Below are 20,375 nucleotides of genomic sequence, written 5' to 3'. Positions count from 1 at the left end.
TTGGGGTCGCGGCTGGTGCGGCGGGGGGGTGGTTTGTGGTCAACGCCGCGCTCGGGCGCGGTCCCGCCGCCGCTCCCGCGCCACCCCCGACGTCGGGACGGACGGGCTCAGAAATCGGTCGGCGTCCAGGCGCGCAGCGGCGTGCGCAGCAGGAGGTCGGCGGCGGCGGCCGCGCCGGGGCGCAGTTCGGTGAGGAGGCCGGCCGCGGCCAGCCGCGGGGCCGTCTCGGCCCCGAGGTAGAGCGAGCCCAACTCGGAGGCGCCGAGGGCGAGATCGGCGTCGTCGGTGGTCCGCACGCAGCGGCCGGTGCCGTCTGCGGCGACCTCGAGCGCGAAGCGGCCGGAGGCGTAGCCGAGGTGGTCCTCGACCTCCAGCACCACCCGGCCGGCGGCGCCGTACGAGCGGGCGTCGAAGGCGGCCTCGACGTCCAGCAGGCGCAGCCACATGAAGTCGGAGTTCGCCTTGTCGGCGGTGGCCGCGCGCGGGTCCTGGAGCAGCAGCGGCAGCGGGTCGTCCGGGGCGACGCCCTTCACCGTCACCTTGCGCACCCAGTCGACGCCGAGCACCAGGCGCCACAACTCGACGGCGGTGGGCAGGTCGAGGGCGATCAGCTCGTCCACGGTGAGCGTGGCATCGGGGCGGGCGCCGTCCCACTTGCTGTCGACCCGGTACACCACCAGGCCGGTGACCTCGCCGTCGGCGTCCCGGTGGACGGCGGTGAACGGCTCCTTGAAGTCGTCCCCCGGAACCTGGATCAGACGGGTGTTGCGCTCCCACCAGATGGCGTCCCGGGCGATCGCACCGGGCTGGGTGAGCCGCCAGCGCTCGTACAGCGCGGCGCCGAGCTCGCGCTGCTCCGCCAGGGTCACGAAGTCGATCCGGCCGCCGGGCACGCCCGGCAGGCCCTCGCGCAGCCCGCGGGTGCGCGAGAGGTCGATGTGCCAGCCGCAGCCGACGGTGGCGGGGCCGAAGCCGAACCGGCCGTAGATGTTGAACTCGGCGGCGATCAGGACGGCGACCGCGCAGCCCCGGCCGGCGGCGGCTTCGAGGTCCCGGCGCATCATCGCGCTGAGCAGGCCCCGGCGGCGGTGGGTGGAGCTGACCGTGACGTTGGTGATCGCGTCGGCCCGGACCACGGCCCCGCCGGGGACGGTCAGTTCGACGTCGAAGCTGCGGAAGGTGGCGATCTGGCGGTCGCCGTCGAAGCCGGCCTGCATCCGGCCCGGCTCCCACTGCCGCCGGCGGAGCTCCGGCGAGACGCCGGCGTGCGGGCGCAGGAAGCCGAAGTTCAGCGCCCGGTTCCACTCCTCCACTTCGTCCACGGAGACGGCCCGCACCTGGAGTCCGCTCACGGTGTCGACGGTCGGGTCATCGGTGTTGTTGCCCATCCAGCCACCGTACGGCGGCGGCCGGACGGGGGCATCCGATTATTCCGTGGCCGATCCGCCGTGCTGACCAGGCAGGACGACCCAGTGGTTGGTGCGCAGGATCCGGTCGTCGAAGTCGAGGTCCCGCTCGCCGAGCAGCCGGAAGCCGAGTGCACGGCAGACCCCGTTGGAGGGCCCGTTGGTGACACCGGGGTTGGCGTGCACCTCGCCCCACCGGCCGTCCGCCGCCGCGGCGTCCAGCACCCGGCCCGTCGCCGCCTTGGCGAGGCCGCGGCCCTGGAACTCGGGCAGCACCATCCAGCCGATCTCGGAGACGGTGACGCCGTCCTCCTGGTCCTGCCAGAGCACGACGAGGCCGGCCGCCGTGCCGCTCCCGGCGCCGGCCGGCTCGTCGTCGTCCGGGACGATCACCTTGATCCAGGCCTCGTCCGCCGCCGCCAGTGCGAGGTCCTTGCGCAGCCGCGCCTCGACCTTCTCCCGGGGCAGCGGGCCGCCCAGTTCGGCCATCATCACCTCGTCGCACTTCATCCGGACGTACGCCTCGATGTCGCCCGCTTCGATGTTCCGCAGCCGCACGGTGCCTCCTCGGGGTGGTCGGGAACGGCCACCCTAGCCCGTGCCCCGGACATCGCCGGGCGGACGGCGGGACGGCGGAAACGGCGGAAGCGGTGGGACCGCGGAGACGGCGAGACGGCGAGGAGGCGAGGAGGCCGACGGCCGCGACCGGGTACGTGCTCACCCCGGAGGCGACCCTGCGGCCGGTGTCCGGCCCGTGCTGCTACGGCCGGGCGTAGTAGTCCGGGGTGCCCATGATCCAGAGGCTGGCCTGCTTCACCGGCATGCCGACCCGCGGCGCCTCGATCATCTGGTCGTCGCCGATGAACAGGCCGACGTGGTGGATGTCCGCGGAGCGGCCGGTGTCGGTCCAGAAGACCAGGTCGCCGGGGCGCAGCTGGCGGTAGCTGACCGGGGTGGACTGGGCGTACTGGTCGGCGGCGAAGTGGTTGAGCTGTCGGCCGCCCTCGCGCCAGGCCATCATGGTCAGCCCGGAGCAGTCGTAGCCCTCCGGGCCCTCGCCGCCCCAGATGTACGGCAGGCCGATCTTGGACCTGGCGAAGGCGATGGCCGCGGCCGCGCCCTCGGCGGACCAGGGGCGGGCGGCGGGCGGTGCCGCCTGGGCCTTGGCCGCCGCTGCGGCGGCCTCGGCCTCGCGGGCGGCCTGTTCGGCGGCGGCCCGGGCGGCCACCTCCGCCTCGCGGGCGGCGATCTCCTCCAGCGCCTCGCGGCGTCGGCGCTCCAGCTCGACGGTGGTGTTCCGGGCGGCGGCGAGTTCGGCGAGCAGCCGCTCGCGGTGGCCGACCGCGGCGGCGACCTCGCCCTGTTGGGCGGCGAGCCGCTGCTGCGCCCTGGTCCGGGCCGCGCCGACCTCGGTGGCGGCCTGCTCGGCGGCGTGGGTGGCGGCCGAGGCGGCGGCGGAGGCGGTGCGGGCGGCGGCGGCCGTGGAGGTGGCGGCGTCCAGGATCTGCCGGGTGCGTTGGCTGACCACGCCGATCACGGCGGCGCGGTCGCCGGCCTCGCGCGGGCCGTGGGCGCCGAGCAGGGCGTTGAGGGCGGACAGTTCGGCGCCCGCGCCCTGGCGGTACGTTTCGGCGGCGAGCCGGGCCGCGTCCTCGGCGGCCGCGGAGCGGTCGGCCTCGGCCGCGGCCGAGCGCCGGTTGGCGGCGGTCTCCTCGGCGCGGGCCCGGGTGAGGGCGAGCTGGGCTCCGTTGTAGGCCTCGACGGCCTGTTCGGCGCTGCGGCCGGCCCGGTCGAGTTCGGTCCGGGCGGCGGTGAGCGCGGCCTCCAGCGCGGCCGCCGAGGCGGCCTTGCCGTCGGCCTCGGCGCGGGCGCGGTCGATCTCCTCGGTGGAGGGGTACGGCTCCTGGCCCGCCCGCGGGCTGCCGGCGGCCGGGTCGGGGTCCCTCGGGGCGGCCTGGGCGGCGGGGAGCAGCCCGAGCAGGGCGGTGAGGGACAACAGGAGGGTCGGCAGGATCCTGCGCGCCACGAGACATCCCTTCTCACGGTCCGGAGGGGACGGCGGCGGGGGCCGGGCGGCGCGCGGCCACCGGGGTCGCGGTCGAGTCGGCGGGATCCGACGAATCATCCCATCACGTGACAGAACGGTCACTCGCCGATCATGTTCTCAACTCCGACGGTTTTCACACCTGGAAACGCGCTCCGCCGGTCGGGTGACCATCCGATGATCCGATCACGCGTCAACTCCGCGCAGGGGCACAGGGTATACGAACTAGCGGTGGATCCGGCGGGTCCTGGTGCGCAGGTGGGGGTGTCGGCCGGGGCGGGTCTCCGTACCAGTGGGGCTGACCGCGTACGTCCGGTTGCGTCCGGCGCGGACCGTGCGGCGGCGCTGCCGGGCCCCGGCCGAACGGGCCGGGACGCCCGCGGCGGGCTCCTCGGTCTGCTGCGGACGGGCGGCGGAGGAGGCGGAGACCCCGGCCGAGCGGCGGTCCGCGAGCCGCGCCTGACGGCGGGCCAGGGCCCGGGCGGCGTGGGCGTCGAGGTGGGCGGTGGCCCGGGCCGACATCCGCTCGGCGACCCGGTGGGCGGCCGGGTGGTTGGCGGGCACCTTGTCGGGCGCGCCGGCGATCAGGTCGAAGAGCCAGGTGCGGGCGCGGTCCGCACGCCGGTGCAGCAGGCGTTCGCGCCGGAGCGCACGCGCCCGGCGGCGGGGGCGCGTGGAGTACCGCCAGCGGGCCCACGGGCTGGTCGGCCGGCCCAGCCGGATCGCGCCGATCCAGGACAGGCCGGGGATCATGATCCCGAGCAGGCCCGTCCACACCTTGCCCTTGAGCAGGGTGATCACCGAGGCCAGGGCGTTCACCGAGATCACGGTGATCAGGCCCCACCGGGTGTCCTCGCCCGGCAGCGCGCCGAACGGCACGTACCCGATCAGCAGCAGCGCGGTGGACAGGATGCCGAAGATCACCGCGTCCACCGACTTGCGGCCCTGTTCACTCCAGTAGACGTCGTCCAGGTGCAGGATCAGCGCGAACTCGTCCAGCACCAGGCCGCAGCCGATGCCGAAGAGCAGCCCGAACCAGTCGATCCACGGGGTCCCGCCGTAGGCGGCGAACACCCCGATGCCGCCGACCAGCAGGAAGCCCAGGCCGAACACCATGTGGTGGATGTGCAGGCCGCCGGGGGTGACGTTGCCCGGCCACCAGCGCACCTGGGCCCGGATCATCCGCACGCTGAAGCGGATGAAGACGAACGAGGTGATGAAGCCGACCAGCAGCAGGAACAGCGGTTGCTTGTGCGCGTTGACGATGTGCTCGCGGTAGCTGTCCAGCAGTGTCGTCATGGGTCTTACCTTCGTTCCTGGTCCTGCGTCCTGCCTGCCGTGACATGGCCCGGGGCCCAATACCGGCCCAACACCGGGCCCGTTGCGGATCCCGTCACGGATCCCAACGCGCGGTCAGAACCCACGGGTGCGCTTGGCCGCCCGACGCGGCACCGTCGGGTAGAGCGAGGGGAGCTCGGCGCCGACCGGCAGCTTCAGGAAGAGCCGGGCGATCTCCCCGCCGAGGTTCACGCCGACGGCCAATGCCATCGCGATCGCCGCCGCCCGGAAGACCGACACCAGGCCGGCGCTGGAGTGCCCCTGGGCGAAGGCGAGCATGCCCAGGTAGAGCGCCGAACCGGGCATCAGCGGGCCGATCGCGGCGGTCACGTAGGGCAGCGCCGAGCCGTTGCGGTAGCGCGCCATCAGCTGGCCGAAGAGGCCGACCAGGCCGGCCGCCACGCCGGTCGCGGCGATCGGGTTGACGTGGGCGTTGTACACCAGCGCGCCGTAGCTGGCCCAGCCGATGCCGCTGTTGAGGGTGACCAGCGCGAGGGTGCGGCGGTCGGTCTGCAGCAGGGTGGCGAAGGCCAGGGTGAGCACCATCGCGGCGATCATCTGGACCGGCGGGTAGCTGTTGCCCACCAGGCTCTCGTCCGGTTTCAGCTTCGCCTCGAAGCCGACACCGAGGTAGAGGATCATGATCACGCCGATCACGATGCCCGCGACCAGGTAGACCACTTCCAGCAGCCGGGCCGCGGCGGTGATGTAGAAACCGGTCAGGCCGTCCTGGACGGCGGCGACCAGGGCGCGCCCGGGCAGCAGGGCGAACAGCCCACCGGTGATCACCACCGAGCCGCGCAGGCCCCAGTCGTTGAAGGACAGGATGATCCCGGAGGCGGCGGCCGGCATCGCGGCCGCCACGAACTGGTAGAACTCCGGCAGCCGGCGCTTGGCCAGCGCGGAGGCCAGCCGGTCGCCGAGCACCGCCGCGACGAAGGCGCTGGCGAAGACCAGCCAGGCCTTGTCGTCGATCCGCCCGCCGACCAGGAAGGTCGCCGCGCCGGCCAGCAGGCCGGTGGTCAGGGCGAGGAACCAGGCCGGGTACGGGTGCCGGTTGCGGCGGATCTCGGCGAGCCGGCGGTAGGCGTCGTTGACCGTCACCTTCTCCGCGGTGATGTCCGCCACCAGCTCGTAGACCGCGTTCAGCCGGGTGTAGTCGGAGGTGCGGCGGCGCACCACGCGGTCGGCGGTGACCGGCGGCTCGACCAGCGAGGGCTGGTGCGAGATGCCGATCAGGGTGAACGTCACCTGCGGCTCGCAGCGGTCCAGCCGGTAGGCGTGGGCGATGCCGAGCATCGCCGCCTCGACGTCCTCGGCGGCCTCGCCGCTGGCCAGCAGCAGTTCGCCGATGCGCAGGGTCAGGTCGAGGATGCGCGGGACGTTGCGGGCGGTGGCCGCGGCGGGGTGCATCTCGCGGGCGGTCCGCTCGAAGGCGGGGCGCTCGGACATCGGGGTGCGCAGCAGGGTGCGCATCCGGTCCGGCCAGGGCGCCTCGCCGGGGGCGCCGGCGGTCAGCTCCGGGATCGGGATGCCGGTGGGCGGGGTGTAGCCGGCGGCGCGCCACTCCTCGGGGGTGAGGGTGTCCTCGGCGACCGAACGGCGCCGGGCCGGGCGCGACGGCTCGGGGCCGGCGTCCCGGGGGCGTACGTCGATGGTCAGCTCGGGGTGCGGCTCCGGCCCCGGGGACGGCGCGGCCGACGGCGCGGGAGCCGGTTCCGGGGTCGGCGCGGGGACCGGCGCGGGGGTCGGTTCGGGAGCCGGCGCGGGGGTCGGTTCGGGCTCGGGGGCCAGCAGGCCCTTGGTCTCCAGGACGGGCGGGACGAGCGGCACCACGGTGACGGGCTCGGCGACCGGGGCCGGGTGGCCGAGCAGGCCCTCGGTGGGCGGCGCCTCGGCGGGGTGCACCGGCCTCGGCGGTGTCTGCCGCACCTGGCGGACCGCCCGGCCTCCCCTCGCCCGCTTGCCCGCACCCGGTCGGCCCCGCTTAGGCACTTCCACTCCTTGCCACCCCTGGCGGCCGCCGGCCACCGTTCGATCTCGGGTTACACCTTGCCTGATCGAACAGCCGGACGCACATGTACGGGACGTCGCACGGTGCCGCCCCCCGGGCGCCTACCCGGCGCGGTGGCCTGCGGTGGAGCCCGCTCCGGAGCGGCGGGCCCGGAGCAGTTCGACCACCACCGGGACCACCGAGACCAGCACGATGCCGACCAGGATGGCCTCGATGTTGTCCCGGACGAAGGGGATCTGCCCGAGGAAGTAGCCCAGCACCGTGACCCCGGCGCCCCACAGCACGCCGCCGACCACGTTGAAGACCACGAAGCTGCGGTAGTTCATCCTGCTCACCCCGGCGACGATCGGGGTGAAGGTGCGCACGATCGGTACGAAGCGGGCCAGCACGATCGCCTTGGGGCCGTGCCGGTCGAAGAAGGCGGCGGCCTTCTCGACGTTCTCCTGCTTGAAGACCTTGGAGTCGGGGCGGCGGAACAGGCTCGGTCCGACCTTGCGGCCGAACAGGTAGCCGACCTGGTCCCCGGCGATCGCGGCCAGCACGATCAGCGTGCAGACCAGCCAGAGCGGCTGGTGCAGGTAGGTGCCACCGGCCACCAGCAGGCCGGTGGTGAACAGCAGCGAGTCACCGGGGAGGAAGAAGCCGATCAGGAGGCCGGACTCGGCGAAGACGATCGCCAGGATGCCGATCAGGCCGAAGGTGGAGATCAGCGTGGTCGGATCGAGCCAGGACGGGCCGAGGGCGAGGCTGGTCACGGTGCGGGCGCTCCTGGAGGTCGAGTCTTGGCAATGCAAGGGTAAAGCAATGACAAAGACTCGCCAGGGTGCGGGATGGTTCCCCGACCGGCACCTGCGGCCGGGGAACCGCCCGGGTCGAACCGCCCTGATCGGACCCGTCCGGGTCGGACCGCCCGGGTCGAACCGCTCAGAGGCCGTAGCGCTCGACCACCTCCCGGTGCGGGTCGAGGTCCGCCTCCGCCGCCTCGGCCAGGTCGAGCCAGGCGAGCGGGTGCGTCCAGTCGGCGGTGAGCCGCTGCAGCAGCGCGTCGGCCGTCCGGGCCGACGCGGTCGGCGGGACGCCGAGGGCGGCGTAGATGCCGGCCAGGTCCTCGCCCTCCTCCGCCGGGTCGGTGACCCGGTACTGCTCCCCGCTGTACGTCCAGAGCGCGTAGCCGGCCTCCCGCAGGGCGTCCCGGAAGCCGGACCAGGTCTCGTCGCCCGGCCAGGCGCCGTCGATCCAGTAGGTGGTGTAGCCGGCCGGGTCGAGCAGGGTCAGCGGCGCGAAGGCCGGGCGCCAGGCGGCCCGCTCCTGCTCGGTGGCGTCCTCCGCGGGCGGGCGCTCCAGCAGGGCCGGGGCAAAGACCACCACGTCGCCGTGGTTGAACGTGAGGTCCGGCCCCAGCACCGGGAGGATCCGGGCGGTGGCCGGGCCCGTCCGGACGGCGGGCAGGTCGACCGGCGAGCCGTTGGCGCGGGTGGCCCGGACGGTGATCAGCTGCCACTCCTCGTCCACCGGCCCCTCGGGCTCGTCGAACTCGATGCCGATCAGGGCACCGGTGGAGCGGACCACGGCCCAGTCCCGGTTGGCGCTGGCCGCGGTGATCAGGTGCCAGAGATCGGGCTCCTGGACCGTCCGGTGCCGCTCCTCCTCCCCCGCCTCCTCGGCGGGCAGGGCGTGCTCCAGCAGCTCCTGGTAGAGCCGCTGCGCGGTCGCGTGGTCGCCCAGCTCGGTGGCGGCGGTCGCGGCCAGCCGACGGGTGTTGATCCGGTTCGCCTCCAGCGCCAGGATCGCCCCGCACTGCTCCAGCACCTCGGCCCAGCGGCCCTCGGCGGCGGCCCAGCGGGCGCGTATCCAGTGCCCGTCGGAGGGGGAGGTGGCGGCCAGCCGGTCGGCGAGGCGACGGACCCCCTCGGCGTCCCCGGCCTCGATCAGGGCCTGGCCGAGGGTGCCGACCAGCGCCTGGCTGCCCGGGTCGGCCTCCAGCCGCTGCCAGAGCAGGTCGGCGGCGGCCCGGGCGTGGCCGAGGCCGCCGAGCACGTTGGCCAGCAGCACGGCCAGCTCGGTGGCGCCGGCCGGCTCGCCCCGGTACCCGTCCAGGGCGGCGGAGAGCAGGTCGGCGGCGGTCTCGACCGGCACCTCGGCCTCGGCCAGGTGCGCCGCCAGCGCGCCGGGCGGGACGGGCAGCCCGGGTACCGGGAGCGCCTCCGCGGCCGCGCGCAGGGCGGCGACCTCCCCGGCCACGCCCTCCGTGCGGCGCAGTCGGGTGAGCTTGCGCTCCCCGGTGGCGGCGAGCGTGAGGGCCACCGTGCGGGCGCCGCGGGCGAGCGCCAGCCGGCCGGCCGCCAGCAACAGGTCCACGCAGGGGCGGTGCGAGCCGGTGCCGTCCAGGTAGCCGACCCAGCGGGCCACTGCGGCGCCCAGCTCGGCGTCGTTCTCCAGGGCTCCGGCCGCGACCAGCAGTTCGACCGTGCGCGTCCAGGCCTCGCGCAGGTCGGCGTGGCGTTCGGCCTCGGCCCGCGCGGGCAGCAGTTCGAGCGCCTCCGCCGTCCGGCCGAGCGAGGCGAGCGCGCGGGCGCGCAGCAGGGCGCCCCAGCGGCGGTCGCTCTCGTCGAGGTCCTCGTTCCGGGCCCGGGCCGTCCGCTCGCTGGTGTCCAGCAGGGCGAGCACCTCCTCGTGCCGGCCCAGCAGGTGCAGGGTGCCGGCCCGGGCGCGGTGGAAGCGGAGCGAGACCGGCTGCCCGGCGGCCTGCATCCGGGCGGCGGCGGTGTCCAGGTGGGCGAGCGCGTCGGCGGCGCGGTCGTCGTCCTCCAGGGCGTCGGAGTACTCGCGGGAGAGGCAGTCGAAGCAGGCCCGGCCGGGCTCGATCCGGTCCAGCGTCTCGCCGACCACCTCCAGGCGCTCCTGGACGTACCCGGGGCCGTCGACCCGGGCGTGGCAGATCGCGAAGTCCTGCACCACGCAGACGGACTGCGGACAGCCGGCCGTCTCCTCCCGGTGGGCGAACTCCAGCAGGTCGACCACCTCGGGCATCACCGACTCGCCCTGCTGGCGCTTGTTCAGCAGGTTCTGCATCCGCCAGTGCCGCAGGTAGACCTCGACCCAGGGCAGGCCGAGGGCGCGGGCGGAGGCGACGGCCTCCGGGTAGGCCGCGTCGAGCTGCTCGTTGCGGCCCTCGGTGGCGTGCTCGGGCAGCTCGTAGATGGCCTCGGCCAGTCGTACGTGGCCGGACTCGTGGAGCTGCTGGTGGGTGTCGCGCACCCAGGCCCAGATGTCGGTGGTCATGGTCGTTCCCCCTGCGTCGTGCTGATGGATGGTCTATCGCGGACCACTGACAGTCCGTCCTCCGAGCGGTCCGGGCGGCCCGGGCGAACCGGCGGGCGGGCCGGGACGGCGGCGGTCACGCTTCCCCGGGGAGGTCCCCGGGGAGATCGCCGGGGAGCGCCCCCGGGCTGTCCGGGACGTCCGGCAGGCCGGCCGGGACGGCGGCGGTCAGCGCGGAGACGGCGGTGCCGATGCCGGCCAGCGCGGCCCCGAGGTCGCCCTCGGCGGGGCCGGTGGAGGCCGCCGCCATGATCACCTTGAGCGAGCGGAGCAGCCCGGCCGCGGTGGCGCTGCCGGTGTGCCCGGCGCGGTAGGCGGCCAGCAGGTCCCGCACCGCCGGGCAGTCCAGGTTGAGGTAGAGCCGGGCCTTGACCCGGCCGTCGGTGCGGGCGGTGAAGGCCCGGGCCAGCCGCAGCGCGGCGGACGGGATCCGGGCGTCGGCCTGGTCGTCCTCGATCCGGGCCTTCAACTCGGCCTCGCGGTCCGGCACCAGGACGAGCGGCAGGCCGGGCGGGTCGAAGCGGGCCGGGACGAGCTGTTCGCCCTCGTCGGCGAGGGCGCCGGACAGCCAGGCCGCCTCCTCCGGCGGCAGCGGGCGCTCCGGGTCGCGGAACAGCTCGCGGTTGCCCTGCTCGCTGCCGAGCTCGACCAGCCGGCAGCCGCGCAGCTGGGCGTAGCGGCGCAGGAACGGCAGGACGGCGTAGCGGTCGCCGCGGGCGATCGGCACCCGCATCGCCCGGTACAGCATCTCCTCGAAGCCGCCCCCGCTGCCGAGCGCGACGTGCACCGCCCCGCCGCCGGCCGCCCGCAGGCCGCCGGCCGTGAGGTCGCCCTGCGAGGTGGGCACCGGGACGTCGTCGGCGAGCAGGGTGAACAGCCGCTCGTCGCAGAGCGCGGCGCCCAGCAGGTCCTGGCCGTGCCGGGTGAGGATGCGGCGCCAGGCGGCGGGCCGCAGCCGGGCGGTCTCGTACAGGCCGTCGACGATGGCCTGGACCAGGGCCTGCTGGAGCGCGCGGTAGTGCTCGTCGCGCTGGAGGTCCTCGCGGCTGGCGGTGGGGGTGAGCCGGTTGGACTCGATCACGCCGCCGATGAACCCGGCCCAGCTGGGCAGCAGGTCGCGGGCGTCCTCGGCGAGCAGCATGCCGCGCAGGTAGACGGCGAGGTCGCGGTTGTCGCTGCTGCCGTAGGTGCCGCCGTCCTGGACCCAGAGCAGGCCGATCGCGTCGGTGGCGCCGGCGTCCGTGGCGGTGTGGGTGCCGGTGGCGGTGTGGGTGCCGGTGCCGGGGCCGGTCCCGCCGGTGGCCGGCTGGACGGGGAAGGCGGTGAGCGGCTCGAAGCGGCGGCCGAAGGCGGTGGCGAAGGCCATCCGGGCGGCGTACTGGTCCCCGGGGTCCTGCTGACGCCAGGGCACCCGGACGGCGTTGACGGGCTCGGTGTCCTCGCCGACGAAGACCGGGATCGGCAGCAACACACAGTAGCGGCCGAGGATTTCGCGCAGCGCCTGCTCGTCGGCGAGGTGGGCGTGCTCGGTCTTGAGCGCCAACTCGACGACGGTGCCGGGCTCCGGGCGGGCGGGCACCGGCTCGACCTGGTACTGCTCGCCGCCGCGACTGCGGTAGCGGTGGCCGAGCCGGGGTTCGCGGTGCGAGGTGGTGGTGACGGTCACCTCGTCGGCGACCGAGAAGGCGGACAGGAAGCCCAGGCCGAAGGCGCCGATCAGCTCCTGGTTGCCGGTCAGTTCGCGCAGCATCCGGGTGTAGCCGGTGCCGACGGTGGCGAGGTAGGCGTGGATCTCGGGTTCGGTGAGGCCGGCTCCGGTGTCCTCGATGGCGACGGTCCGCCGGGCGGAGTCGGCGCGCACCCTGATCCGCGGCCGGTGTTCGCCGTCCGGGTCCTCCAGGAGCCGCCGGGTGTGCGAGTCGTGGGCGTTCTGGACGAGTTCGCGCAGCGCGACCAGGGGCGTGGAGTAGAGGTGGGTGGCGAGGACGTTCACCAGGCCACCGAGGTCGACCTCGGTGGTGCGCAGGTCGTCGGCCGGCGTGGGCTCGGCGGGAGTGGGTTCGGTCGGGGCACCTTCAGACATGGGTCCTCAGTGTGCCAGTGCGACAATCCGTCGACCATTTCTTTCTATGTATCAGTCTTCTCGGCACCCACAGCGGGAGCCCGCCTGACGAAATGACGGATTCTGGTCAACTGGAATTGACCGGTCCCCCACCATCGAGGGAAATGCCACCCATTTGGTGGAGTTCGCCCGCGTCACTGGTGAATGCTGGTCGTGCGACGTCAGGCAACGGCGCCACGGAGCGGCCACTCCGGATCGCGCCACATTCGCACTTCCAGTTCAGGGAGACCATCGTGTCCCGTATCCGCGCAGCCGCCGCCGTCACCGCCCTCGGGGCCTTCCTCCTGGTCGGCCTCGGTGCCGCCACCGCGCACGCCGACAACGACGCCGGCGCTCTCGACCACTCCAACAGCAGCGTCGTGAGCAACGTCGGCTCCGGCAACGTCATCGGCTCGGTCCACGGCAACGTGGTCAACACCCAGCAGACCGCCACCGGTTCGGGTGCGAGCAACCAGAACAACGGGCTCGCCGCGGCCGGCAACGCCGGCACCATCGGCGCCGTGCAGGGCAACGGCAACTTCGACGCCCGGGTCTACTACCCGCACGTCCTCTACTAGCAGCCGCTCCCGGCAGCCGGTCCGCCACCGGGTCTCCCCCGGTGGCGGCCACCCCCACGGGCCGGGCGCCCGCTCCCGTTCGACACGGGGCGGGCGCCCGGCCCGGCGCGTTGCCGCCTCCGCTACTGCTGCGGGGCGGGCGGGGCGGGCGGTTCCGGCAACCCCGGAACCCCCAGGGCCGCCCGGCCGATCCGCCGCAGGCAGTCCCCGAGGTCGGGCCTGGCGCTGTGCGGGGCGTTCCGCACCCCGTCGTTGACCAGTGAGAACAGCGCGTGCACCCGGGTCCGGGCGGCCACCGCGTCGTCCTCCGGGCGCACCTGCCGCAGCAGACCGACCCAGGTGCGCAGGAAGTCGCGCCGGAAGTCCACCGCGGCCCGGCGGTCCGGCGGGGCCAGCCGCTCCGTCTCGCTGAGCATCGCGCCGAGGTAGTCGCCGTTGCGCAACGCGAAGTCGACGTACGCGCCGAGCCCGGCCGCCAGCGCGGCCGGCGGGTCGGCCGCGGTCCCGATCGCACCGTCCACCTCGTGCCAGAGCCGCTCCCGGCTGCGCACCAGGGAGGCGGCGAGCAGGTGCGCCTTGCTGTCGAAGTGCCGGTAGACGCTGGGGCCGGAGATGCCGACGGCGGCACCGAGCTGGTCCGTGCTGACGTTGTCGAAGCCGCGCCGGTGGAACAACCGGACGGCCGCCGCGAGCAGTTCCTCCCGGCGCGCCTGCGGCCTGGGCGGCGAGACCGGCGACCCGGCCGGTCCCGGGCCGGCACTCGGGCCGACGCTCGTACGGGCACTCGGGCCGGTGCTCGGGCCGGCGCTCGGGCCGGTCAGGTCGACCGCGAGGACGGCCGTGACCAGTTCGCGCAGCAGCGCCTCCGCCCGGCGGGGCTGCGGCACGGCCGACTGGTAGGACAGTCCGGCGCAGCCGGAGAGCGCCGACCAGCAGAGCAACTCGGCATCCGGCAGCCCGAGTTCCGGCCGTTCGGCGCACAGCACGGCGGTCATCAGGGCGACGTCCGACCGGAGTTCGCGGCGCAGTGCGGCCCGGCGGGCCGGTGGCAGCAGCCGGGCGTCGCGCTGCACCAGGGTGCCGAGCGGACGGTGGCCGACCGCCACCGCGGCCAGGGCGGAGGCGAGTTCGGTGGTGCCGTCGACCGTGCGCAGGCTCTCGGAGAGCGTCTCCAGTCCGGCCCGGACGGCGCGGTCGAGCAGTTCGGGCTTGCCCCGGAAGTGCCGGTAGAGGGCGGGCGCGGTGATGCCGACCCCGGCGGCCACCTCGGTCATCGAGACCTGGTGGTAGCCGCTGCGGTGGAAGCACTCGGCCGCCACGGCGAGGATCTGGGCGCGCCGGTCGGGCGGCCGTCGGACCACCATGGCGCGCCTCCCTCCGGCTTCGTCCCCGCACTCCTGCCGAGCCCGCCCGCAGGCTAGCAAGGATTCACTTCACGGCCCTGCCGAGCAGGATCTCCGGGCCCTCGGACGCTGGACAGTCGAGGCTACCCGGGATTAACTTGTCGGGCCACCACCTGGTACGTTCCGCCGCCGCCGGCCCGCCGGCCGGCACCGTCGAAGGGAGCGCCGCCGTGCGCCGCACCGTGTTCAACGAGGACCACGAGGCCTTCCGGGAGACCATCCGGGACTTCATCGCCAACGAGGTCGTCCCGGTCTACGAGAGCTGGGAGGCGGACGGCCACCCGCCCCGCGACTTCTACCGCCAGCTCGGCGAACTCGGGGTCTACGGCATCGAGGTGCCGGAGGAGTACGGCGGCGCGGGCGAGAGCGGGTTCAAGTACCAGGCGGTGATCGCCGAGGAGACCGCCCGGGCGGGCGTGAGCTTCGGCTCCTCCGGGGTGCACACCGGGCTGGTGCTGCCGTACCTGCTGGAGTACGCGAACGAGGAGCAGAAGCGGCGCTGGCTGCCCGGCTTCGTCTCCGGCGACATCATGACCGCGATCGCGATGACCGAGCCGGGCGCCGGCTCCGACCTCGCGGGCATCTCCACCACCGCCCGGCTCTCCGAGGACGGCACCCACTACGTCCTCAACGGCGCCAAGACCTTCATCACCGGCGGGGTGCTGGCCGACCTGGTCCTGGTGGTCTGCCGCACCGCGCCGTACGACCCGGAGAACCGCCGGGCCGGGCTCTCCATCCTGTGCGTCGACACCACCTCGGCGGGCTACTCGGTCGGGCGCAAGCTCCAGAAGATCGGCCTGCGCACCTCGGACACCGCCGAGTTGGCGTTCAGCGACGTCAAGGTGCCGGTGGAGGACCTGCTCGGCGAGGAGGGCAAGGCCTTCTCCTACCTGACCCACAACCTGGTGCAGGAGCGGCTGGCGATCGCCGTCGGCGCGTACGCGGCGGCCGCGGCGGCGGTGCGGTTCGCGGTGCAGTACGTCAAGGACCGCAAGGTGTTCGGCAAGGCGGTGGCCGAGTTCCAGAACACCAAGTTCACCCTGGCCGACTGCCAGTCCCAGGTGCTGGCCCAGCAGTCCATGGTGGACCGGGCGCTGGAGCTGTACCAGAACGGCGAGTTGAGCGTCGCGGACGCGGCCGCCGTGAAGCTGTTCTGCACCGAGTCGGCGTCCACCGTGATCGACAAGTGCCTTCAGCTGCACGGTGGTTACGGCTACATCCTGGAGTACCCGATCGCCCGGCTCTACACCGACAACCGGGTGTTCCGGATCTACGGCGGCACCAGCGAGGTCATGCGCAGCATCATCGCCAAGTCGCTGGGGCTGTAGGGGCTGCGGGGGCTAGCGGGTTCAGGGCCTCGGGGTCTGCGGGGAGGCTCAGTTGGGAGAGCCGTGCTCCGCGCGCCAGGCCTCCCAGCCGGCCGAGGAGGCCACCTTCGCCTCGTGCAGGGCCCGCTGGGCGAGCGTGGTCGGCGCGGTCTCCATGCTGCGCACCCAGTCGCGGCCCGCGGTGAACAGTGCCGCGCAGACCAGCGCCGCCCCGGCCGCGCCGAGCACCGAGCCGATGCCGGTCAGCACCACGCCGCCGGCCAGCAGCGAGCGGTTGACCTGGAGCCCGTTGAAGATCTTCTGGTTGATCGCCATGCCTCCACGATGCGGGCAGTCCGCGGGGGCTGCACGTCGGACGGGCCGCTCCGGGGGCGCCCCGGGAGTTCGCCGGACGGCCTCCGACAGTCCGACGGGCGCCCTCCGGGTGCGGCTCGCCGGTGCGTCCGCGAACCTGGGCACACGGCCCGAGGAGGAGGCGGCGCGATGCCCGATCTCGAACGGCTCGCCGTGGAGCATTCCGCCCGGGCGGCCGAGAGCCCGCACGGGCGCAGCGCCCACCTGGTGCTGCACGACGGGGTGCTGCGGCAGACCGTGATCGCGCTGACCGCCGGCACCGCGCTGGACGAGCACGCCCCGCCGGCCGCCGGGAGCGTCCAGGTGCTGCGCGGGCGGGTCTCGTTGACCATCACCGGGCGCCGGCTGGAGCTGGCCGCCGGCGCGCTGGAGCCCGTACCGCAGGAGCGGCACGGGCTGGTGGCGCACGTCGACTCGGTGGTGCTGCTGACCGTGGTCACGGCGTAGGGCGCCGTCGCGGGACGCGCCGTCGCCACGGCACGTTGCTACGGCGCGTTGCTACGGGTCGTCGTCACGGCGCGTCGGGGGTGCCCAGCACGGTGCCGCTGACCAGCCGGAGCCCGCGGAGGAACTCGAACCCGTTCGGGGCCAGCTCGGGCGCGGCCAGCCACTGGGCGACGTAACCGGCCAGCAGGATCTGGTAGAAGGTGCCGCGGGCGAGCTCCTCCTCGGTGTCCGGGACCTCGGCCACCCCCTGGAAGACCGCGGCGAGCCCGAGCCGGCCCTCCTTCTGCGCCTCCTCGAAGGCGCGGGCCAGCTCGGGGTTGTGCCCGGCCTGGGCGAGCGCCTCGAACTGGGCCGCCCAGAGCCCGCGGTGCTCGACGAACACGTCCCGGAGGCCGTTCCAGACGGCCGCGAACCGCACCTCCGGATCCGCCGACACCTGGTTGGCGCCGTACACGACGGCCCCCAGGGCCTCGCCCATCTCGCCGATCGCCTCGATCATCGCGGCGTTGAGCAGCGCGTCCTTCGAGCCGAAGTGGTAGCCGATCGCGGCCAGGCTGACCCCCGAGGCCGTCGCGATGTCGCGCGCCGTGGTGCGGCCGTAGCCCTTCTCGTACAGACAGCGCTTGGCGCCGGCCATCAGGTCTTCGCGGTTTCCCATGCAGCCGATCCTACGGAAGGTCTGCACAAATGTCTTGCACGTACGTCTGGCACTGATGTCTGACACTTATGTCTGGCACGAATGTTTTGGACGCTCGTACTAGACAAGCGTCTGACACATCCGTACTGTCTTCCCCATGACCGCAACCACCGGCCGCGCAGGCCGTCGCGAATGGACCGGCCTGGCCGTCCTCCTGCTCCCGACGCTCGTCCTCTCGATGGACATGGGCGTGCTGTTCTTCGCCGTCCCGTACATCTCCACCGAGCTGGCACCCAGCGGCACCCAGCAGCTGTGGATCATGGACATGTACTCGTTCCTGCTGGCCGGGCTGCTCATCACCATGGGCGCGCTGGGCGACCGGATCGGCCGCCGCCGGCTGCTGATGATCGGTGCCGCGGGCTTCACCGGCGCCTCGCTGCTGGCCGCCTGGTCCGGCAGCGCCGAACAGCTGATCGCCGCCCGCGCCCTGCTCGGCGCCGCCGGGGCGACCGTGATGCCCTCGACCCTCGCGCTGATCCGCAACATGTTCGACGACCCCAAGCAGCGGCAGATCGCCCTCGGCGCCTGGGGCGGCGTCCTCACCGCCGGGGCCACCCTCGGCCCGGTCGCCGGCGGGCTGCTGCTCGACCACTACTGGTGGGGCTCCGCCTTCCTGGTCGCCGTCCCGGTGATGGTCGTGGTGCTGCTCACCGCCCCCGTGCTGCTGCCCGAGTACCGCGTCGCCGCCGAGCCCGGCCGCACCCGCCGCTTCGACCTGCTCGGCGCCGCGCTCTCGCTCGCCGCGATCCTGCCGCTGGTCTACGGCGTCAAGACCCTCGCCGTCGACGGCTGGAGCCCGCTGCCCGCCCTCGCCACCGCGGCCGGGCTGCTGACGGCCGGCGCCTTCGTGTGGCGCCAGCGCACCGCCGCCGACCCGCTGCTCGACCTCAGCCTGTTCCGGATCCGCACCTTCAGCGGGGCGATCAGCGTCAACACCCTGGCGATGTTCGCGATGATGGGCTTCACCCTCTTCACCTCGCAGTACCTGCAGCTGGTCAAGGGCATGAGCCCGTTCACCGCCTCGCTCTGGTCGCTGGTGCCGAGCGTCGGCGTCGGCGCCGCGGTCGGGACCAGCTCGGCCCTGGCCGGCAAGGTCCGCCCGGCGGCCCTGATGGGCGGCGGCTTCGTGATCGGCGCGACGGGCTTCGCGATGATGACCCTGGTCGGCCCGCACTCACCGCTGGCGCTCATCCTCGTCGCGGCGGGCGTGCTGGCCGCCGGCACCGTCGGCACCATGACCATGACGGCCGAGATGGTCGTCTCCGCCGCCCCCGCCGAGCAGGCCGGCGCCGCCTCCGCCACCTCCGAGACCGCCGTCGAACTCGGCAGCTCGCTCGGCATCGCCCTGCTGGGGGCGGCCGGCGCCGCCGTCTACCACCACCGGCTGGACCGCGCCCTCCCGGCGGGCCTCGACGGCGCCGCGGCCCACACCGCGCAGGACACCCTCGGCGGCGCGGTCTCCGTCGCGGCCCACCTGCCCGGCCGGCTCGGCCCGGACCTGCTGGAGGTCACCCGCAGCGCCTTCACGGACGGCCTGCACGTCGCCGCCGCCGTCGGCCTGGTCTTCGCCCTCGGCGCGGCCCTGCTCGCCTACCGCCTCCTGCGCCACCTCCCCGCCGCCGCTCCGGCCGCCGCTCCGGTCACCCCGGAGCCGGCCGCGGAGCCCGCCGCCGCCTGACCGGCCCCGGCCCGCGACGGCCGACCGCCCCGATCCACGCGAGTCATCGAGAGCCCCCGCCCGAACCCTCGGGCGGGGGCTCTCCGCCGCTCCGGAACAGCTGGACCTACAGGCCCCGGTAGACGTCGCGGCGGTTCCCCACCGACAGGACCCAGACGATCAGGGCCCCGTTCTCCACGGTGTAGACGACCCGGTAGTCCCCGACCCTCAGCCGCCACCGAGCCGCGTGTCCTTTGAGAGCCTTGATGTCGAGTGCCGACGTGTCGCCGAAGTCCAGTGCGCGCTGCAGTTCGGTGAGCCGTTGAAGGATCCGGACCGCGTCCGATTGCGACACCTTGAGGAGCTCGCGCTGGGCCCCCGAGGTGAATCGCGTGACGTACCCCATCGCGGTCAGCCGTGGTGGTCGCGAATCATGGCGGCCATTTCCTCCAGGGAGACGGAGCCCTCCAGTCCTTCGTCCTCGGCCTCGTCGGCCAGACGGTTCAGCCACTCGTCCTCGGCCCGCTCCGCCAGCTCCTTGAGGCGCTGGTACTCGGCGATGTCGATCACCACGGCTTCGTGCTTGCCGCGCCTGGTGATGATCGTCGGGGTCTCTTCGCGACGCGCCCGGTCGATCACGTCCGCGAGGTGACTCCGCACCTCGGCCATCGACTCGATCACTGGCTCACTCATGCCATCAATGTAGCAGTTGTACATCTGTTGCATATCCGACTGGCCGTCCGCCCGCCCGGCTGCCGGGCGGGCGACCCCAGCAGCCGCTTCGCAGCCGTCCGCCCAGGGTCGTTCACGGTCGTTCACCGCTCGACGGCGCCCCGTGGACGGGCCCGCGCGACGGTCCACCCGGGGGTGGACGCGGGGACGTCCACCTCCGGGTGCGTGCCGCGGTGGCCCGACCGGAGGACCGTGGAGGGGTACCCACGACCGTCAGGAGTCGCCCCATGTCCGCACCCGCCCTCCTCTCCCTGCTCGGACTGCTCTGCTGGATCGGCTACGAGCTGCTGCTGCGCCGCCGGGAGGACGCCGCGGCCGGCACCTGGCGCGCGGACGACCGCGACCGCGGCTCGACCCGGCTGCTGCTCTCCTGCTATGCGGCGTCAGTCCTGGCCGTGGTGCTGTTCGCCCGCGGCTCGGTCGGGGAACTGCCGCTCTGGGCGGGTTGGTTCGGGGTCGCCGCGGTGGTCGCCGGGCTGGCCCTGCGGGCCTGGGGCATGCGGACCCTGGGCCGCTTCTACACCCGCACCCTGCGCACCGTGGACACCCAGGAGGTGGTCCGCAACGGCCCGTACCGGCTGATCCGCCACCCCGGGTACGCCGGCAGCCTGCTGGTCTGGACCGGCTACGCGCTCGGCGCGGCCGGCTGGGCGGCGGCCCTGGTGGTCGCGGCGCTGCTGCTCGGCGCGTACGGCTGGCGGATCGCCGCCGAGGAGCGGCTGCTGCTGGCGGCGTTCGGCCCGGCGTACGCCCGGTACCAGCGGGAATCCAAGCGCCTCGTGCCGTTCGTCTACTGATCGCACCGACGTCACCCAGGGGTGTGAGCCAGGCCACCGGAAAGCCCACGCCACTCGCGGTCCGCTCGAACAGCACCTGGTTTTCGGCCAGCGTTTCCCGACCGGTGTATCCGTTCGGCGTGAGGGCCAGGCATACTGGCGAGCATGGGCGCTCGCGC

General features: G+C 74.1%; 18 protein-coding genes. 5 read left to right on the top strand and 13 right to left on the bottom strand.

Annotation, left to right across the window (positions count from 1 at the left end; genetic code table 11):
• Positions 1-107: 107 nt before the first annotated feature.
• From AB0O91_RS11635 to AB0O91_RS11600, 8 genes are all read right to left on the bottom strand, one after another.
• Positions 108-1,388: a GNAT family N-acetyltransferase gene (locus AB0O91_RS11635; protein ID WP_363430442.1), complete on the bottom strand. Its 1,281-nt coding sequence runs from the start codon at positions 1,386-1,388 to the stop codon at positions 108-110.
• A 39-nt stretch (positions 1,389-1,427) separates the two neighbouring features.
• The gene (locus AB0O91_RS11630; RefSeq protein ID WP_363430440.1) at positions 1,428-1,964 is read right to left on the bottom strand and encodes a GNAT family N-acetyltransferase; all 537 of its coding nucleotides are present in this window, start codon (positions 1,962-1,964) and stop codon (positions 1,428-1,430) included.
• Between the two features lie 202 nt (positions 1,965-2,166).
• Complete coding sequence (locus AB0O91_RS11625; RefSeq protein WP_363430438.1) at positions 2,167-3,432, bottom strand: C40 family peptidase; 1,266 nt, start codon at positions 3,430-3,432, stop codon at positions 2,167-2,169.
• A 243-nt stretch (positions 3,433-3,675) separates the two neighbouring features.
• The gene (locus AB0O91_RS11620; protein ID WP_363430436.1) at positions 3,676-4,749 is read right to left on the bottom strand and encodes a hypothetical protein; all 1,074 of its coding nucleotides are present in this window, start codon (positions 4,747-4,749) and stop codon (positions 3,676-3,678) included.
• A 114-nt stretch (positions 4,750-4,863) separates the two neighbouring features.
• Entirely contained in the window at positions 4,864-6,720 is a 1,857-nt protein-coding gene (locus tag AB0O91_RS11615; RefSeq protein ID WP_363430434.1) for a threonine/serine exporter family protein, read from the bottom strand.
• Positions 6,721-6,903: 183 nt separating this feature from the next.
• Positions 6,904-7,557, bottom strand: coding sequence for a VTT domain-containing protein (locus AB0O91_RS11610; protein ID WP_363430431.1), 654 nt, complete (start codon positions 7,555-7,557; stop codon positions 6,904-6,906).
• Positions 7,558-7,726: 169 nt separating this feature from the next.
• A complete protein-coding gene (locus tag AB0O91_RS11605) occupies positions 7,727-10,084 on the bottom strand; it encodes a hypothetical protein (protein ID WP_363430429.1) in 2,358 nt (785 codons plus the stop codon).
• A 115-nt stretch (positions 10,085-10,199) separates the two neighbouring features.
• Complete coding sequence (locus tag AB0O91_RS11600; protein WP_363430427.1) at positions 10,200-12,206, bottom strand: ATP-binding protein; 2,007 nt, start codon at positions 12,204-12,206, stop codon at positions 10,200-10,202.
• A gap of 272 nt (positions 12,207-12,478) precedes the next feature.
• Here AB0O91_RS11600 and AB0O91_RS11595 point away from each other — a divergent pair, with 272 nt between their 5' ends.
• The gene (locus AB0O91_RS11595) at positions 12,479-12,802 is read left to right on the top strand and encodes a hypothetical protein (RefSeq protein WP_363430425.1); all 324 of its coding nucleotides are present in this window, start codon (positions 12,479-12,481) and stop codon (positions 12,800-12,802) included.
• A 122-nt stretch (positions 12,803-12,924) separates the two neighbouring features.
• Here AB0O91_RS11595 and AB0O91_RS11590 read toward each other — a convergent pair whose 3' ends face one another.
• Positions 12,925-14,166, bottom strand: a complete 1,242-nt coding sequence (locus tag AB0O91_RS11590) for a TetR/AcrR family transcriptional regulator (RefSeq protein WP_363430423.1) — start codon at positions 14,164-14,166, stop codon at positions 12,925-12,927.
• A 209-nt stretch (positions 14,167-14,375) separates the two neighbouring features.
• Here AB0O91_RS11590 and AB0O91_RS11585 point away from each other — a divergent pair, with 209 nt between their 5' ends.
• A complete protein-coding gene (locus AB0O91_RS11585; RefSeq protein ID WP_363430421.1) occupies positions 14,376-15,533 on the top strand; it encodes an acyl-CoA dehydrogenase family protein in 1,158 nt (385 codons plus the stop codon).
• Positions 15,534-15,581: 48 nt separating this feature from the next.
• Here the strand turns inward: AB0O91_RS11585 and AB0O91_RS11580 are convergent, their stop codons facing one another.
• A complete protein-coding gene (locus AB0O91_RS11580) occupies positions 15,582-15,848 on the bottom strand; it encodes a hypothetical protein (protein WP_363430419.1) in 267 nt (88 codons plus the stop codon).
• Positions 15,849-16,016: 168 nt separating this feature from the next.
• Here AB0O91_RS11580 and AB0O91_RS11575 point away from each other — a divergent pair, with 168 nt between their 5' ends.
• Positions 16,017-16,334, top strand: a complete 318-nt coding sequence (locus tag AB0O91_RS11575) for a cupin (protein WP_363430417.1) — start codon at positions 16,017-16,019, stop codon at positions 16,332-16,334.
• Positions 16,335-16,398: 64 nt separating this feature from the next.
• On the opposite strand, the gene AB0O91_RS11570 is transcribed toward AB0O91_RS11575, so the two are convergent.
• Complete coding sequence (locus AB0O91_RS11570; RefSeq protein ID WP_363430415.1) at positions 16,399-16,992, bottom strand: TetR/AcrR family transcriptional regulator; 594 nt, start codon at positions 16,990-16,992, stop codon at positions 16,399-16,401.
• Between the two features lie 136 nt (positions 16,993-17,128).
• Here AB0O91_RS11570 and AB0O91_RS11565 point away from each other — a divergent pair, with 136 nt between their 5' ends.
• Positions 17,129-18,709, top strand: coding sequence for an MFS transporter (locus tag AB0O91_RS11565; RefSeq protein ID WP_363430413.1), 1,581 nt, complete (start codon positions 17,129-17,131; stop codon positions 18,707-18,709).
• Positions 18,710-18,815: 106 nt separating this feature from the next.
• Here the strand turns inward: AB0O91_RS11565 and AB0O91_RS11560 are convergent, their stop codons facing one another.
• The gene (locus AB0O91_RS11560) at positions 18,816-19,094 is read right to left on the bottom strand and encodes a type II toxin-antitoxin system RelE/ParE family toxin (RefSeq protein WP_363430411.1); all 279 of its coding nucleotides are present in this window, start codon (positions 19,092-19,094) and stop codon (positions 18,816-18,818) included.
• A gap of 5 nt (positions 19,095-19,099) precedes the next feature.
• A complete protein-coding gene (locus AB0O91_RS11555) occupies positions 19,100-19,381 on the bottom strand; it encodes a type II toxin-antitoxin system Phd/YefM family antitoxin (protein WP_363430409.1) in 282 nt (93 codons plus the stop codon).
• Between the two features lie 266 nt (positions 19,382-19,647).
• On the opposite strand from AB0O91_RS11555, the gene AB0O91_RS11550 reads away from it, so the two are divergent.
• On the top strand, positions 19,648-20,217 hold the full coding sequence (locus AB0O91_RS11550) for an isoprenylcysteine carboxylmethyltransferase family protein (RefSeq protein WP_363430407.1): 570 nt from the start codon (positions 19,648-19,650) through the stop codon (positions 20,215-20,217).
• Positions 20,218-20,375: the final 158 nt, after the last annotated feature.

This window comes from Kitasatospora sp. NPDC089797 (genome assembly GCF_040684795.1).
Taxonomy (GTDB): domain Bacteria; phylum Actinomycetota; class Actinomycetes; order Streptomycetales; family Streptomycetaceae; genus Kitasatospora.
This window is presented reverse-complemented; position numbering and strand designations above follow the sequence as displayed.